The organism is Ligilactobacillus murinus (genome assembly GCF_003288115.1).
In the GTDB taxonomy this organism is placed as follows: domain Bacteria; phylum Bacillota; class Bacilli; order Lactobacillales; family Lactobacillaceae; genus Ligilactobacillus; species Ligilactobacillus murinus.
The window spans coordinates 1,990,326-2,006,458 of the sequence record NZ_CP023565.1 but is presented as its reverse complement, the minus strand read 5'-3'; the positions used below and the strand labels follow the sequence as shown (position 1 = coordinate 2,006,458).

The following is a 16,133-nucleotide window of genomic DNA, read 5'->3' as shown; positions in this document are numbered from 1 at the left end:
TCTCTATTAATTTGTTCTTCGTCTTTTATCCTAGCATATTGCGAAAAATTTTGTAAAATCAATTAACTTCTAGGCTGCCTTTTTTTGCCACTTCAAGCCAATACCAGTGATCCCACTTAAGATCGAAAAGACTGGACATAACAAACTAAAGAAGGTAAATGGTAAGAAAGCTAAGACCGAGACACCTAATGTCGAAGCCGCAAATGACCCAGCCACGCCCCAAGGGATCAGGTAGTTGATCACACTTCCGCCATCTTCTAAGACCCGACTCAAGCTCAAAGGATCGAGTTTCAAACGTTCAAATGCACCTTTAAACGCACGTCCTGGCAAGATCACAGAGAGGTATTGTTCGCCGACAAATAAGTTGATCGCGATCCCAGAACAGATCGTGATCGTCACCAATTTGCCTGGTGTATTTAATTTCTTAGCTAATGGATCCATCGCAGCTGCGACGATCCCAAATTTCATCAAAAGTCCACCTAAAGCCAATGTCATGATGATCAATGAAACTGTCCCCATCATGTTGGAGATCCCGCCCCGCGTCAACAGTGCGTTTACATCGGCATTTTTTGTTTGGGCAACAAAACCAGTTTCCACCAAGCTAGCTAATTGTTTGATCGTAAAATGTGGATCATTGATAAAGATCATCACTGTTGAAACGAAAATATTGATAAACAAAGTCGGGATCGCTGGGATCTTGCACCATGCACAGACAAACATCAAAATGATCGGCAAACTAGCCCACCAATTGATCGTGAAATGTTGCTCTAAAATATTGATCGTTTCGTTGACCCGTGTCATATCCGGAGCTTTGCTGGCATGTCCGAGTGCTAAAAAGCCAATTAAAGAGATCAAAAAGGCTGGGATCGTTGTCCACATCATATTTTTAATGTGGGCAAAAAGTTCAGAACCCGCCACCGCCGAAGCCAAGTTGGTCGAATCAGACAAAGGCGACATCTTATCGCCAAAGATCGCACCTGATAAGATCGCACCTGCTACTAAAGCTGGATCTAAGCCCATTGTCATGCCCATTCCTAAGATCGCGATCCCGACCGTTGAGATCGTAGTAAAACCACTCCCGATCGATAATCCGACCAACGAACAAACGATAAAGGCCGAGGGCACAAAAAATTTAACACTCAAGCTATTAAAGCCAAAGACCATCAAGGCCGGAATGATACCGGCCTTGATCCAAACCGCGATCAAAGTCCCGATCAACAAGAAGATAAAGATCGGAATGATCGCTGTCGTGATACCTTCCGTGATCCCATCATGAACTTTCTCCCAAGTTGCTTTTTTGACCTTAGCCCATGCAATTAATAAAGCGACCACAAATAAAACTGGTACTTGTGGCGAGAGTCCAAACCCGATGACTCCAGTCCCTAAAATAGCTAACATCAAAACTAAAATAATAATTGCTTCTCCAAAATTTATCTTTTTCATCTTAATTATTCCCCCGGATCTAAAATTATCTACGTTGTCTCAAATTCCTCTCGTTACGCAGATAGCGCAAAAGTCCACCGCATTTGTGCATAAATTTTCCTCCTAAATTCTTGACTGACCACAAAAAAGTCGCCCCTTTAACTAAAAAAGGGACGACTTAAATAAACCGTGGTACCACCCAGCTTAAGTGAGTAATAAAACTCACTTCACTTTCACCGGTGCGATAACGGTCCGGTCTGCCGTTCAGAATCACGTCGTCTATATTTGGTACCTACCACCCTGACTGGCTCGCATCGACCGCCAGCTTTCTGACTCCCAGATGATAGGACTACTTCTACGACTTCTGTTGCTATTCATAATACAAACATATTAGAGCAATGTCAACTAATTTTTATAATAATTTAATTAAGTTATTGCCATAGGCGCTTCTGACCTCGTCTAAGACCACAAAGGCATTAGGATCGATCTGCGCGATCTTATCCATGACCTTGACTTGCAATTTAGCTTGGCAAACACAATAGATGATCTTTTTTGGTTGCCCACTGACATAGCCATGACCATCCAATAACGTGATCCCTGTTTGGTTAAGCGTTGACAACGCCTGCGCGATCATTTCGCTTTTGTCTGAAATGATCGTAAAAGCCCGTTTGGCAATAAATGCTTCTAACATTTTATTTAAAACTACTGCTGAAATGTATAATTCAATGATCGTCAGGAGCATATTTTCAAAACCGATCAAGACAAATGAGGGGACGGCTACCATCAGATCAAAGCCTAGCATTGCTGAACCAGTCTTGATCCCAAAGTATTTATTCATGATCTTAGCCAAGATCGTACTGCCCGCCGTAGTCCCTTCACCTTTCATGATAATGCCCATTGCGATCCCCCTCAAAACACCACCAATGATCGCAGCTACGAGTGGATCGTTAAGTTTGAACTGGATCTGACTGGTGAGTTTGAGCCAAAAAGAGATACTAGCGATCGCCACGATCGTGTATAGCACCGTCTGTTTACTCAACATCTTCCAGCCCACAAATAATAAGATCCCATTTAAGATCAGGTTCGTCAGTGCTGGGGGAAAACCGATCCAGTAATAAAAGATCGTCATCAAGCCCGTCACACCACCTTCACCTAACTTGCTCGGGATCAAAAAAGAATTGATCGCTAACGCATAGATGAGTGCACCAATAAAATTTAAAGCAATATTTTTTATAATAGTTCTATTTATCTTCAATGTGGTCCCACCCTAGATCTAAGCTGATCTCTTCAGTCGTTTGCTTTGTCGCAGTTGGCTGATTCAAATAACCTTTGATCAAGGCATAGATCTCACCACGTGTCTTAGCTGTCAGCTTTTGTTGTTGAAATGATAATTGCGCATTGGAAGCAAATAACTCATTAAGATCATAATTGTCAAAAGAACGCCCACTTAAATAATCTAGTGATACCTGAAAATATTGTGCTAACTGCAAAACTTCCAGATAGGATGGTGTGGTCGTACCTCGCTCCCATTTTCCGATCTGTGAGATCGTTTTGTTGCGTTTGCTATATGAGACCTCCATTTGATTTAACGCTTGGGCTAATTCGCTTAACGATAGCCCTGCCCCTAGTCTTAAAGCCCGTAGTCTTTCTGGAAACATCTGATCACCCACTTTTGTTTAGTTACCTTAATTTTAACATTAATTAAGCTTATCGGGGAAAGAGGAACGAAACTATAGTTATCTTTTTACCAAAAATAACTTATTTTAAGTAATTAGGCTTTTACTATTGCTTATTTAGTTGAAACCACGTACAATTTAAGTGGTCTTAACTTACTAAAAGTACATTTTTTAAAGGTGGTGGATAAAATGTGGCACACAGTTTGGTCATCATTGCCGGAACTGATCAGTGCGGGGATCAAATATACGATCCCGCTTGCGGTCATCTCGTTTGCCCTAGGGCTCGTGTTGGCTTTGATCACGGCTTTGATCCGTATTTCACAGACTAAGGGTCCATTTTTGATTATCAAAGCAATTTTTAGATTCTATGTGTGGCTTTTCCGGAGCACTCCTTTGATCGTTCAATTATTTATCGTCTATTTCGGACTTCCATATTTGACGATCAAGGGCGTCTTTCCTGACGGGATCAAGCTCGAACCATTTACGGCAGGTATCATCGTCTTTACGTTAAATACTGGCGCTTATGCCTCCGAAACGATCCGAGCAGCCATCGAATCCATTCCTAAGGGGCAATGGGAGGCCGCTCAAGCGATCGGAATGACACGCTTCCAGACACTCTTTAGGATCATCATTCCGCAAGCAGCGCGCGTCTCGTTACCGCCGCTGTCAAATAGTTTTATCGGCTTAGTCAAAGATACTTCACTTGCTTCGACGATCACGATCGTTGAAATGTTTGAAGTCAGTCAACAGATCGCAGCCGAAAACTATCAACCTTTAGTAATGTACTGTACGGTGGCCGCTCTATACGCGATTTTATGTACGATATTATCGTTTGTTCAAAGTTGGCTTGAGAAGGTGACGACCCGTTACCTCAAGCCCCAAGTATAGGGAGGCATAACTTATGTTGAGACTAAAAGATGTAACTAAAACTTTTGGCACACAAACGGTGCTCAAAAATATCACAACTGAATTTAACGACCACGAAACGACGGTCTTGGTGGGGCCCTCTGGCTCAGGTAAATCGACACTATTACGTTCATTGAACTTACTTGAACGACCTGAGAGCGGAACCTATGATTGTGATGGGATCGAGCTTGATTTTGCCAAAAAGATCACTAAAAAAGAGATCTTAGCCGTTCGCCAAAAAACGGAAATGGTCTTTCAGGACTATAACCTCTTTCCACATTTGACGGTCTTAAAAAACGTCATGGAAGGACCAGTCCACGTCTTAAAAGAAGATAAACAGACCGCTAAAAGACGCGCTTTAGAACTATTGGATAAAGTCGGACTCAAACAAAAAGCTACGGCCTATCCTAACCAACTATCCGGTGGTCAAGCCCAACGCGTTGCGATCGCACGTTCACTAGCGATGCGCCCGCGTTATATTCTCTTAGATGAGCCAACTAGTGCGCTTGACCCTGAATTAGAGCTCGAAGTTTTAAAAGTGCTCTTAGAATTAGCATCCGAAAAGCAGTCACTGATCATCGTGACCCATAACCTAGAATTTGCGCGCCACGTTGCCGATAAGGTCCTCTTTATCGAAGACGGGCAGATCAATTTCTCAGGGTCAAAAGATGACTTTTTCAATTCAAAAGATCCACGGATCAAGGAATTCATCAGTGCTATGACATTAGATAACTTGAATTAACGAAAGGACTTTATCATGAAAAAAACATTTAAAAATATCTTAGCTGTCGCAGGTGTCCTAGGTTTGACTTTTGCCTTGAACGCCGTAAAGCCCCAACACATTTCAGCGGCTGAAAAGCTTCCGGCACAAACAACTAAAGAATTAAAGGAAAAAGGGACTTTGACCATTGGATTAGAAGGAACTTTTGCTCCCTATTCTTACCGTAAGGACGGCAAATTGACTGGCTTTGAAGTCGAATTAGGTAAACAACTCGCCAAGGAAATGGGGCTCAAAGCTAAATTTGTTCCTACTAAGTGGGATGGCTTGATCGCAGGTCTTGATACGGGTAAATATGATGTTGTTTTAAACAACGTAACGATCACCAAAGAACGGAAAGAAAAATACCTCTTTTCTAAGCCTTATATCTACTCACACTTTGCTTTGATCACCAAAAAAGGAACTGATCTGACTAAGTTAAAACAGATCAAGGGGCAAAAGATCGCAGCTGGGACTGGGACTGACAATGCGCTCATCGCTAAAAAATATAAAGCAACAGTCGTTCCATCTTCTGACTTTACCACTTCGCTTGACCTGATCAAACAAGACCGTGCAAAAGGTGCGATCAACTCGATGTCTGCTTGGTATGCCTACAAAAAAGACCACTCAACTAAAGATTTTAAAGCAACTGATGTTTCCAAAGAAGAAGATCCAGCCAAGATCGGTGCTTTGATGTCTAAAAAAGATAAAGCATTACAAAAGAGCGTTGATAAGGCGCTCGATAAGCTCCGCAAAGATGGCAAATTAAAAGAGATCTCTAAAAAATATGTCGGTGGCGATATTACAAAATAACTAATTTAGTAAAAGAGGCTGTGACATAAGTCTCTATCTTTAAAGAAGACCATTCGAATTTTTTGAAAATTTTGAAAAATTCGGATGGTCTTCTTTTTGTTTTTATTATTTGGTGATATTTTTGAACTACTAGTGGACATTTTCCACATGTTCAATGCCATTAACGCTATCCCCATTTGTCGATTTACCTTTTTCTTACTTCGTACGGTAAATCTAGTAAAACCCAAATAAGCCTTCAAATTACCGAAAATAGGTTCGATCTCATACTTTCTTCTACGATAGATCTTATTTTTTTCAGTATTTGAAAGGTTTGTTTTTACTTTCCCCTTGAAATATTCCCATTGTGGATTGATATAGATCTTTCTGACGTTTCCTTTTTTGGTCAATGCATTTGGATCTTCTTTACGATCTTCATCGAATTTTTCAGCTTCATATACTTTAAAATTTCGTTTATAACCATATGTATCATGGCGATATGCATAGCGTTTAAAGTTAAAACGAACATTCTTTGGATCTATATAGTAATCATCTTCAGCGTTATAATGCCAATTCATCACTTTGCGCTCATCTGATCTCCAACGTTTGGTTTCTTCCTTTAACATCGTATTATATGGAATAAGGTAATCAAACACTCCGAATTTATCTTCGATAAATTCATAGTTAGGTTCAGATCTATAACCAGCATCAGCAACTATCGGACCTTGAATAACATCTGCATCCATCTTTTCTAAAAATGGGATCAAAGTACGCATATCAGTCGGATTAGGTGCGAGGGTGTAGTCCAAAGCAAATTGATTATTAGCAGCGACTTGGAGATTATAGCCAGGTTTGGTTTGACCATTTTTCATTGGATCTTCTTTCATACGCATAAAAGTGGCGTCATTATCAGTTTTAGAATAGCTGTTTCGCTCGCCAACGATGGCAAACTGTTCAGCATATTTAGAGTTTTTCTGTTTGCGCTCGCGTGTTTGTTTTAAGTATTTCTTGGCCGTCCGTCGTTCCTGCTTCGCAGGATTAGGGGAGATCTTCTTAGTCTCTTCGACTTTTTCATTCAAATATTCAATTCGTTGTTCCAATCGGGCACATATCTCATCAAGTTGATCAACAGTCAGATCATCAGCAAAATCAATATTGACGATCGATTCTTTGATCTCTTTCAATAACTTTTTAGCTTTTTGTCGATTTAAATCATCATAGCGAATAGTATTTTTCTTCCAAACAAACGAGTATTTATTTGCGTTAGCAAGAATCTTAGTACCATCAATAAACACAGCCTCATCAATGAGCCCATTTTTTCGCAAATATTCTCTAAATTCAGAAAACGAACTTTTTAGCATCATCTCAATAGTATCAGAGACAACAAAGCGAGCAATAGTACGATAAGTAGGTTGGGCTTCCTGAGTCAACCACATGGCAACAACGTTTTCCCGAGCAAAACGTTCGATCTTTCGACAAGAAAAAATACCATAACTATATGCCAAAAGAACTAACTTGAGTAAGACCCGAGGTTCATATTCGAAAGGACGCCCAAAGGTATAAGAGTCATCAAAATCAATAGATTCGACTAAATGGTGTATGTAGTGTGCTTGATGATTTTTTTCAGGTTCATAGAAGGTCGCCATGTTCAAACTGAGTTGATTTATGTTATAATTACTATGCATGGGTTTATCTCCTTTCTTTTTTGAGGGGGGTAGACTATAGGGCATCAGGGGAGTTCTGATGTCCTTTTTTATTTATAGTATACAAAAACGGTCGTAAATGAACAATTTTTAAAGTGGCTATAATGCCCTCTAAGTATACAGATGAAATAGAAAATTCATCTTATACTTGGAGGGTATTTTATATGTCTAGAAAATCAAAATACAGTGCAGAACAAAAATTAGCTATACTAAATGAACTAACCCGTTCTAATATTAGTGAGGTGGCTAAAAAGTATGCAGTGGGCAAGAAAACTATTAGAACTTGGGGGTATCTATATGAATATCAGGGCATTGATGGCTTACGATCTACTCACAATAATCATAGATATTCAAAGGAATTTAAATTATCTTTGGTCCAACAGTATCAAAAATCAGACGCGTCGCTTGAAATATTCGCGATCAAGCATGGGCTAAAGTCCAAAACACAACTATCAGATTGGATTATGCAGTATAATGAATCTAACTTAAAGGCCTATACGCCAAGAAAGCGAGATTCAAAAATGAGTGGACGAAAGACTGACTTTGAAGAACGACTTACTATCATTGAAGAGTTGATTAAGCATGATGTGAACTACAATTGGGCAGTTGAAAAATACCATATTAGTTACCAACAAGTTTATGGCTGGTATCAAAAGTATCGCAAAAGCGGTAATGACCCAGAATCACTTCGTGATCGCCGAGGCAAAGCTAAGCCAGAAGAGAAGTGGACGGAAGTTGACCGACTCAAGGCAGAGAATCGCTTATTAAGGGCTCAGCTAGAAAAGCAAGAGATGGAGATTGCATTCGCAAAAAAATTAACAGAAATACGCAATCGGGAGGTGGAAAAGGACTCCGGTACCAAGCCATCAAAGAACTAAATCAAGAAAATGGATGGTCAATTAGCCAGTTGTGTAAAATAGCTGATTCTTCGCGAGATGGTTATTACAAATGGCTCAATCGAAAGCCAAGTCAATATCATAATGAGCAAGCAGAGTTACTTGAAGCGATTGTAGAGTTAGAAGAAGAACATAATTGGACGCTGGGATATTTAGCGATGACTACACAGTTAAGCTTTGAAAACCGTTTAAGCTTTACCGCTGGATTAAAACGAATAACTAACTGCATGCGTAAGCATGGAATTAGAGCAAATATTAGGAAGAAGAAGCGCAATCGAATTCAACGCCATGAAGAATACATCAATGACAACTTATTGCAGGGACAATTCGACCGTGAAACTAAAAATGAAGTGTGGGTTACCGACACAACGGAAGTAGCCTACGGCGAACACACACTTCATAAAGTACGAGTACACGTTATTTTAGATTTATATGGTCGTTACGCTTTAAGCTACAATATTTCAGACACAGAAACTTCATCAGCAGTAATTGAAACCTTTAATCGTGCTTTTACGGTTGAACCTGATGCGCAACCAATGATCCATACTGACCGCGGGTCAGCTTACTGCTCAAGTATGTTCAACGACTACTTAGCCTCTAAAAATTGTATTCATAGTATGTCGCACCCCGGTCATCCTTGGGAAAACTCACCCATAGAGCGTTGGTGGAATGACTTCAAGCTAATCTGGATTAACAAACACCCTCGTCCTAAGACGCTAGCAGAGCTAGAACAACTCGTCAAAGGAGCCATTGAATACTTTAATACCAAACGCGCTTACACAAGCAAAAACGGCTTGACCGCGGAACAATTCCGCAACCAAGCCGCCTAAAATTTTTATCTATTTGATCTGTATACTTGACGGGACATAGTGCCAGTCCATTTACGACCGTTTTTTGGGGACTTATGTCACAGCCTCTTCCTTGTGATTAGAAACGGCTCATTAAAAAAATTGGACCGCTCACATTTTTCAAAAGTTAGGTTAAAATAATTAGAAAAAAACGCTCTGTAACACTGCTATCATAGCGTAACTAAAAAATCCCCAGCCATCGGAACCAGCGACAAACACGGGGAAATAGAGGATATATATTATATAAACTAACTATGCAACCTGTTAAGTTAATTTATTTATATTTAAATGATACTATGCTAATAATGAAAACGCAATATCAAAAATTACCCTTAAAATATTTTTAACCATTATCGCGAAGTTTTTTGTTGAAGATAGCAATTTTTTTGGAAGAATACAAAAAAAGCTCCCCAAAACTAGGAGCTGATCGTTAGGATAGATGCCGACTATAAAATTTATCTATATTTATATATCTTAGTGGATAAAAAATAAAATCTAACGGTTTAAATTTTTCTACTATCCAGCTGGAAAAAATACTCAAGTACCAACTTCCCACAAAGCAAACACAAAAAATCACTGTTACATTGGTAATTCCTGCTGTCATCAATGTTTTCCTCATTATAGATATTAACGGAACATGAACTAAATAAATTATCAGTGATACTCGGCCGTAACTACTGAATCGCTGAGACACTTTATTACTACCAGAAACTTTATGATATATATACATAAAAACGAAAATACTAGCAAGTTTACCTATGGTATTCTCAAAGGTGAAAAAATCCCCGCGCAAATACCACTGAGGATCAGTATTAATTTGCCAAATTATAGAAACAACTATACAACCGACACTTATTAATGCATTTTTCCTACTAAGTAAATTTTTATTGCACTTGATTAAATATCCTAAATAAAAACAAAGTACCCAAGAAAATGTTTGGAATACATAAAAGTAAAATTGTTTATCTGATATAAATTCACCTATAAGAGTGCCACACAATAAAATAATGACCTGTAGACTATTTTTTATCTTTAATAATGATAGTGCCCCAACTAGCATAAACACTAAAAATAAAGACTGTAGAAACCAAAGGTAGGCGATTGGCCTAACACCGATATATATAATATCTTTTAAGCTGGAAACACCTGCAATATTCAGCTTAAAAAATGTAGCTAATAATACCAGTAAAATACTAAACACTATATACGGAATACCTAATGAAATCAATTTTCTTAAAAGCATTTTTCTATAAATTTCAAAATTTTGAGTATTTTGATATAAATAGCCACTTAACGCAAAGAAAATAGGCATAATCGCCAAAAAAACCAAATACATTATAAATTTAAAAACTACCGTCCCTAGACTGCTCTCGACAACAAGATTATTAAAAATAGCCGCTAATACGTGACCTAACACCACTAAAAATATCGTAGCACCCTTTGCAAAATCCAACCAAACAATTCTCTTTCCCATAGTACTTTATACCTCACAATGATAAAACCTGTTTATCTTTTAATAAACGATACAAACAATTTATATTCTCTTGTAACAAATAATAGAATTATATAAATAGCCCCAAGATATAAGAACTTAACTGTAAATGACAATAATATATTTGTAAATGCAAATTTATATATCACCACAGCAATTATCATCCCTACTAGTATAATAAGTTCGTGTTTAATATACTCAAAAAATTCCCTTATTCTATATTCAAATCCCACTTTGATCAAAATATAACTTGTTGTGATCAATTGTATAATATATGCGATCGCTATACATACAGATAGCATCAATATGGATTTACCGTAGAATATCCCTACTAAAATTCCTATAACAGTAATAATTGTATTGATACAACCATTTAAAAACAATAATCTAGTATCACCTATAGCTTGAAAAACACCACCCGAAATAGCATTTAACATTTGCGGGATAATAGCTAAGGAAAGTACTTGGAAACAAATTACTGATTTATTCCAATTTGCACCATACATTATATAAATGATTTCTGTTGCTGCCAAATAACAAAATGGGGCCACAAAATTTCCAATACAAAATAATATTTTGAATATACGAATATATTTATCGTATATTATCTTTATCTCTCGTTGATAATCCGCTAAAATGGGATGTAATACGGGGGTAACAACACCTGTTAGATTATCAACAGGGTACAGCATTAAAGTATAAGCCTTATTATAGTAACCCAGATTTGCATCCCCCATAAATTTACCCGTTAATAGATTATCTAAATTTTTAGAAAAATAATTAACCATATTGAATGCAAACTGATAACTTGAATAATTTAACACCTTTTTTATACTACTGAATTTAAATCTCACATTAAATTTAGGTCTAGTAGTAATATAATTCCAAGTAAATGTCATAAAAGCAGTTGTAATCGACTGAATTGCTAACGCATAGTACCGAAACCCCAGCAATGCTAAGACGACCGTCAAACTAGCTGATATACTATAAACAATAATTATTCTAATTGAAATTAATATAAATCTTTTATCCCTATTTAAAATTCCATTGGGCACCATATTAAGTGAGTCAAACAGAAGTGAAAAACTCAGTAATATTCCTAACCAAATATATGCTTTATTTTCATAAAATATAGATATTGGATAAGAACTCCCAATAAATAATATCATCAATATAAAAGATAAATATACTGTAAATGAATATATATTATCTATATCTTTAGTTGTTAAATTCTTATTCTGTATAATAGCTGGTCCAAATCCCATATCTGAAAAAGTAGCAAAAAATGTAGAAAACACTGTAATTACTGCTACCACACCATAGTCATCTGCAGATAATATTCGAGCCAATATCGAATTAATAATTATAGCTATTAGCACTTTTGAATACTTTCCTGCAGCATTTATCAGTGCAGCTCTTTTCACTGAATTATTTTCTGACATTCTATCTTACCTCTCAGATACATATTAGCTCAATAGTCTTCTCACTAATTATAATACATTAACAATTTTATTATAATACTAATAAGCGTCATTCGGATTAAAAATAACCCCTATCGTCAATAAAATTATTTTTAAATCAAAAATCAGACTTCTTTTTTGAATATAAGCCAAATCTAAATCAACCATTTCATCAAAACCCACATTATTTCGTTCAGTTGCTTGCCATAGACCTGTACAACCTGGTACGACCCAAAGACGTTGTAAGTCATACTCGCTATACTGCTTAACTTCATCTGGTAGTGGAGGTCTAGGGCCAACTAGACTCATATCACCTTTTAGTACATTAACTAACTGTGGCAATTCATCAATACTAGTCTTACGAATAAATCTGCCAACCGAGGTAATACGTGGATCATGTTTCATTTTAAACATCGGCCCTTGAACTTCATTCTTTTGTTTAAGTTTTTCAAGTAATAAATCAGCATTGACGTACATGGACCTAAACTTGTAAATATTAAACTTTTTCCCGTTCAACCCTACGCGTTCCTGTATATAAAATACCGGTCCATTATCACATAGTTTGATCCAAAGCGAAACAATTAAAAAGATTGGTGTTAATACTATTAAACCAATCACACTAAATATAATGTCTAACACTCTTTTGGTAAAAATATAAAAACATCGTGACTGGACTCTATCTTTATCTAAGTAAATTTTAGTCTCTTTTTCCCTAACATTCACACCAAAACTCCTCCTAAGAATATAACGATCAGAAGAAAAAGAACCGTTTCTTTTTTTCAATTTTTCTATAATTAGATGCTATAACATTCGCACCATTGATCAAATCTTCCGCATTCTGCTCAAATTGCATCGCTTTTTGTTCACCAAAATCTTGCCCTATTTGCAATAAGGCTTCACTTAATACAAAATTTCTGTTTTTCATAGTATGAGCGTCAGATGCTACGATTTGAACAAGGCCATGTTCAACTAATTTTCGCGATAACGAGGCAACATCATTACCAAATCCGCCAATATAACTTGTCGCTGTAACTTGAGCCAAAGCACCTTGTTGAATAAATTTATATAAAATATCTGTTTTATTTTGAATTGCTTTATTTCTTTCGGGATGGACAATAATGGGCGTTGTACCCAATTTCAATAATTCGAAAATTATCTTTTCTGTATATGCTGGAACACTACTGTGTGGAAATTCCAATAACATATATTTTTTTTTGAGATCTACACCCAAAAGATCATCATACTTCTGTATTAGTTCCCCATTTATATGGACCTCTTGACTGGGAAAAATTTTTAAAGGTATTTGACGATCATCTAGTTCTAGTTGAAAATCTTTTACTAAATTTTCAACATCTCTTCGGTGGTTAACGTATCTATTATCTAAATGATGTGGGGTCGCAAGAATATGCGTCACACCGTCTTGTACAGCTTCCTCAGCTAACTTTAGTGAGTCTTCCAAATTTTGTGAGCCGTCATCAATTCCTGGTAATATATGACAATGTAAATCTACTATCTTTTCAAAATTCATTACTATTCCTCTCTAGTCAATCAAATACTATCTTACTTAATAACATTTATGAAACTGTGATAGTTATTACGATCAAACTACACATATAATTTGGTATTACTTCATTTACTCCAACCTGAGTAGATGATCCACTGCATATTAACTGCTCTATATGGTCTTTTACAATTTCTCCCTAGCCATAATAACCATAATATCCAGATCCTTCACCACGAACATCATTTAAAACCACGCCCAATATTTCCCCATTTACGTGTTGGATCAATCTCACTGCTTGTTTAACTAAAACTTTTTCAGTTTTGTTTTCACGTACAACTAAAATAGTACCATCTACCTTAGTTGATAAAATTTGGGCATCAGTCACTGATAAAACAGGTGGCGCATCATAAATAACTAAATCAAAAGCACTATCCAATGCCTCAACTACACGTGACATTTTTTTTGAGCCAATCAACTCAGATGGATTAGGAGGAATTGGACCACTAGGCATAACATATAGATTTTTAATCGAAGTACGATAAATCGCATCATTGATATTCAAATTTTTTTCGGTTAAGAAATTTGTTAATCCTACTGGATTTTGTATGTTAAAAGTAGCATTGATAGTCGGTCTTCTTAGATCCGCATCCACCAATAAAACTTTCTTTCCTTGTCGTGCAAAAGCAACAGCCGTATTAGCAGCCACCGTTGATTTACCTTCTGAGGCCATTGAAGAGGTAAACATTAAAGACTTTCTCTCTTTATCAATACTTGAAAATTCAATATTAGTTCTTATCGTATTAAACTGTTCTGTATTTACAGATTTGGGTAACGAAACAGTGATCAAATTAACTCCATTGTCCATACTGTTTGTTTCCAAATGTTTCTTTTTATTCCAAAAAAGCATTTTTTTCTCCTTATACTCGTCTTATATCATTGTTAGGTTCATCTTCATTAGAGTCATCTTCGACATTAACGATTCTAAACCTTTTATTATTATCACTGATATGATAAACAACACCCAAATCAGTCAGACCTAGTTCATTAGTTAATAAATCAATTTCCTTAACAGTCGTATCAGTAATTTCCTTAACAATTGCCCAAATAACCCCTAAACTTATTCCCAAAAGCAATCCAATAATAGCAAATAATTTTTTGTTAGGTGAAACAGGTGTAGTATTAACTGTCGCTTTATTTACTACAGTCACATTATTAACTTGCATAATCTTTTTAATCTTTTGAGTAAAAACTTTTCCAATCGTGTTAGCAATATCAGTAGCTACATAAGCGTTAGCATCAGTTACTGTAACACTAACAACTTGTGAATTAGCTTCATTTGAAATTGATATTGCACCTTGAAGTGTTGCAAGAGATCCTTGGTAGTTATCTCGTTCCCTGATTTCTTTCAATACTGGTTCTAGAATAACTGATTTTTTCAAAACATCCTTATACGTATTGATAGCTTGCAAATCAGCTTGCTGTGCTGTAAATTGCGCTTGCGTTGTATCTGCTTTTTGGTTTACCAAAAGATCAACACTAGAACTATATTTAGGTGTAATAAAGAAAAATGCAATTAACAAAGCTAATAACATTCCTATAACACCACAAGTAATTAAAGCTCTCCAATATTTCTTCACCACGTTAAGAATTTGTGGAATATCAATATTGAATTGCTGTTTATTAATTTCGTTCACTTTTTTTCCTCCTTATACCTTTAGATCCTACTAGCGGTAACTTGTACTCAAAATTCTCTTCAATCTAAAAATGAATAGGTACCTGTAGACCACAGTTCTCAGTGGACTCGTTCCTTGCAAATCATATGTTTTAAAGAACTTTCTCCTTGCAAGAAATCCTTTATATTCACAATTTACTAACTCCAAAAGTAAATTGTGTTTCCTACTATCTAATTGTTGCTCATACTGTTCAAAAAAAGTTTTGGCCTGTCTATAAGAAACATTTACTAATTTTTCTTGTCGTTTTAAAATATCTGTATGGAAAAATTTTTTCACTATTCCACCATTGTGTCCAGCACCGACTGTATTGCTTCCATGCTGGCGATATAAAACAAGCTTTTGATCGATAAAATAAATTTTACCAAAGTTAGCTGCTAGTAATGCTATCCACCAATCATGCATCTCAATGTCATCATATTTAGTGGTTTTCATAAAGAGGTCCTTGACTTTTTTATTGAACAGCATAGTCACTCCCGGCATATCGTTTCCAATAAAGCGATCTTTAGCGTTGTTTAACTTTCCCATTAACTCTTCAAAGTCGTTATTAATTCTATTTAATTCCTCATCGACACACTCCAAACTAGAATATACCAAAACAGGTTGACCATTTTCTTTTTCTTTGATAAATGACAACATTATATCAATTTTGTCTTCTTTCCATACATCATCTTGATCGCAGAAAAAATAATAATCAGCATCAATTTCTTTTAGCATTTTGAAAAAAGAACGTTTAGGTCCAAGATTTTGTTCTTTATCCGCCATATATTCGATCCTGCTATCATAAGCTAGATTCTTTTTTATTATAGCTTCAGTATTATCATTCGAACCATCATCTCTAATATAGAGATTCCAATTAAGCTCACTTTGATTTTTTATAGAGTCTATTTGATCCTGTAGGTACTCTCCTCCATTATACGTTGACATCAAAATAGCTACCTTCATATTGT

The 16,133-nt window shown here is 36.3% G+C and carries 16 protein-coding genes; 5 read left to right on the top strand and 11 right to left on the bottom strand.

The annotated features are described in order from the left end of the window. Window positions 1-69 precede the first annotated feature (69 nt). The 3 genes from nhaC to CPS94_RS09775 all read right to left on the bottom strand — a co-directional run bounded on the left by nhaC (window position 70) and on the right by CPS94_RS09775 (window position 3,080). Window positions 70-1,443, bottom strand: a complete 1,374-nt coding sequence (gene nhaC, locus CPS94_RS09785) for a Na+/H+ antiporter NhaC (protein WP_112194099.1) — start codon at window positions 1,441-1,443, stop codon at window positions 70-72. A 391-nt stretch (window positions 1,444-1,834) separates the two neighbouring features. Then, complete coding sequence (locus CPS94_RS09780; protein WP_191981809.1) at window positions 1,835-2,677, bottom strand: YitT family protein; 843 nt, start codon at window positions 2,675-2,677, stop codon at window positions 1,835-1,837. Continuing rightward, window positions 2,664-3,080 carry a helix-turn-helix domain-containing protein gene (locus CPS94_RS09775; RefSeq protein ID WP_004050903.1) on the bottom strand — a complete coding sequence of 139 codons (417 nt, stop codon included), beginning with the start codon at window positions 3,078-3,080 and terminating at the stop codon, window positions 2,664-2,666. The genes CPS94_RS09780 and CPS94_RS09775 overlap by 14 nt, the downstream gene beginning before the upstream one ends. 207 nt (window positions 3,081-3,287) lie before the next feature. Here CPS94_RS09775 and CPS94_RS09770 point away from each other — a divergent pair, with 207 nt between their 5' ends. Genes CPS94_RS09770 through CPS94_RS09760 form a run of 3 tightly spaced genes read left to right on the top strand, consistent with a single transcriptional unit; the run spans window position 3,288 to window position 5,574 of the window. Continuing rightward, on the top strand, window positions 3,288-3,986 hold the full coding sequence (locus CPS94_RS09770; RefSeq protein WP_010690249.1) for an amino acid ABC transporter permease: 699 nt from the start codon (window positions 3,288-3,290) through the stop codon (window positions 3,984-3,986). 13 nt (window positions 3,987-3,999) lie between these two features. After that, entirely contained in the window at window positions 4,000-4,746 is a 747-nt protein-coding gene (locus CPS94_RS09765; RefSeq protein ID WP_112194097.1) for an amino acid ABC transporter ATP-binding protein, read from the top strand. Between the two features lie 15 nt (window positions 4,747-4,761). Then, entirely contained in the window at window positions 4,762-5,574 is an 813-nt protein-coding gene (locus tag CPS94_RS09760) for a transporter substrate-binding domain-containing protein (RefSeq protein WP_112286483.1), read from the top strand. A 5-nt stretch (window positions 5,575-5,579) separates the two neighbouring features. Here CPS94_RS09760 and CPS94_RS09755 read toward each other — a convergent pair whose 3' ends face one another. Continuing rightward, entirely contained in the window at window positions 5,580-7,235 is a 1,656-nt protein-coding gene (locus CPS94_RS09755) for an IS1182 family transposase (RefSeq protein ID WP_112194092.1), read from the bottom strand. 182 nt (window positions 7,236-7,417) lie between these two features. On the opposite strand from CPS94_RS09755, the gene CPS94_RS09750 reads away from it, so the two are divergent. Then, window positions 7,418-8,131 carry a helix-turn-helix domain-containing protein gene (locus tag CPS94_RS09750; protein ID WP_004048385.1) on the top strand — a complete coding sequence of 238 codons (714 nt, stop codon included), beginning with the start codon at window positions 7,418-7,420 and terminating at the stop codon, window positions 8,129-8,131. Then, the gene (locus CPS94_RS09745; protein ID WP_309299713.1) at window positions 8,017-8,979 is read left to right on the top strand and encodes an IS3 family transposase; all 963 of its coding nucleotides are present in this window, start codon (window positions 8,017-8,019) and stop codon (window positions 8,977-8,979) included. Before CPS94_RS09750 ends, CPS94_RS09745 begins: the two co-directional genes overlap by 115 nt. Before the next feature lie 448 nt (window positions 8,980-9,427). Here CPS94_RS09745 and CPS94_RS09740 read toward each other — a convergent pair whose 3' ends face one another. The 7 genes from CPS94_RS09740 to CPS94_RS09710 all read right to left on the bottom strand — a co-directional run bounded on the left by CPS94_RS09740 (window position 9,428) and on the right by CPS94_RS09710 (window position 16,128). Further along, window positions 9,428-10,471: an acyltransferase family protein gene (locus CPS94_RS09740; RefSeq protein WP_112194090.1), complete on the bottom strand. Its 1,044-nt coding sequence runs from the start codon at window positions 10,469-10,471 to the stop codon at window positions 9,428-9,430. A 32-nt stretch (window positions 10,472-10,503) separates the two neighbouring features. Next, the gene (locus tag CPS94_RS09735) at window positions 10,504-11,931 is read right to left on the bottom strand and encodes a lipopolysaccharide biosynthesis protein (RefSeq protein ID WP_112194088.1); all 1,428 of its coding nucleotides are present in this window, start codon (window positions 11,929-11,931) and stop codon (window positions 10,504-10,506) included. A 78-nt stretch (window positions 11,932-12,009) separates the two neighbouring features. Then, the gene (locus tag CPS94_RS09730; protein WP_112194086.1) at window positions 12,010-12,672 is read right to left on the bottom strand and encodes a sugar transferase; all 663 of its coding nucleotides are present in this window, start codon (window positions 12,670-12,672) and stop codon (window positions 12,010-12,012) included. Between the two features lie 28 nt (window positions 12,673-12,700). Next, on the bottom strand, window positions 12,701-13,477 hold the full coding sequence (locus tag CPS94_RS09725; protein WP_112194084.1) for a tyrosine-protein phosphatase: 777 nt from the start codon (window positions 13,475-13,477) through the stop codon (window positions 12,701-12,703). A 172-nt stretch (window positions 13,478-13,649) separates the two neighbouring features. Continuing rightward, window positions 13,650-14,360 (bottom strand): CpsD/CapB family tyrosine-protein kinase, encoded by a 711-nt coding sequence (locus CPS94_RS09720; RefSeq protein WP_112286482.1) that lies wholly within the window; start codon window positions 14,358-14,360, stop codon window positions 13,650-13,652. 10 nt (window positions 14,361-14,370) lie between these two features. Continuing rightward, a complete protein-coding gene (locus CPS94_RS09715; RefSeq protein ID WP_112194080.1) occupies window positions 14,371-15,147 on the bottom strand; it encodes a YveK family protein in 777 nt (258 codons plus the stop codon). Window positions 15,148-15,177: 30 nt separating this feature from the next. Next, window positions 15,178-16,128 (bottom strand): glycosyltransferase family 2 protein, encoded by a 951-nt coding sequence (locus CPS94_RS09710; RefSeq protein ID WP_112194078.1) that lies wholly within the window; start codon window positions 16,126-16,128, stop codon window positions 15,178-15,180. Window positions 16,129-16,133: the final 5 nt, after the last annotated feature.

Bases quoted from the DNA above. Each gene is read 5' to 3' on its own strand.
- nhaC (WP_112194099.1), bottom strand. From the start codon at position 1,443: ATGAAAAAGATAAATTTTGGAGAAGCAATTATTATTTTAGTTTTGATG.
- CPS94_RS09775 (WP_004050903.1), bottom strand. From the start codon at position 3,080: ATGTTTCCAGAAAGACTACGGGCTTTAAGACTAGGGGCAGGGCTATCG.
- CPS94_RS09770 (WP_010690249.1), top strand. From the start codon at position 3,288: ATGTGGCACACAGTTTGGTCATCATTGCCGGAACTGATCAGTGCGGGG.
- CPS94_RS09765 (WP_112194097.1), top strand. From the start codon at position 4,000: ATGTTGAGACTAAAAGATGTAACTAAAACTTTTGGCACACAAACGGTG.
- CPS94_RS09760 (WP_112286483.1), top strand. From the start codon at position 4,762: ATGAAAAAAACATTTAAAAATATCTTAGCTGTCGCAGGTGTCCTAGGT.
- CPS94_RS09755 (WP_112194092.1), bottom strand. From the start codon at position 7,235: ATGCATAGTAATTATAACATAAATCAACTCAGTTTGAACATGGCGACC.
- CPS94_RS09750 (WP_004048385.1), top strand. From the start codon at position 7,418: ATGTCTAGAAAATCAAAATACAGTGCAGAACAAAAATTAGCTATACTA.
- CPS94_RS09740 (WP_112194090.1), bottom strand. From the start codon at position 10,471: ATGGGAAAGAGAATTGTTTGGTTGGATTTTGCAAAGGGTGCTACGATA.
- CPS94_RS09735 (WP_112194088.1), bottom strand. From the start codon at position 11,931: ATGTCAGAAAATAATTCAGTGAAAAGAGCTGCACTGATAAATGCTGCA.
- CPS94_RS09725 (WP_112194084.1), bottom strand. From the start codon at position 13,477: ATGAATTTTGAAAAGATAGTAGATTTACATTGTCATATATTACCAGGA.
- CPS94_RS09720 (WP_112286482.1), bottom strand. From the start codon at position 14,360: ATGCTTTTTTGGAATAAAAAGAAACATTTGGAAACAAACAGTATGGAC.
- CPS94_RS09710 (WP_112194078.1), bottom strand. From the start codon at position 16,128: ATGAAGGTAGCTATTTTGATGTCAACGTATAATGGAGGAGAGTACCTA.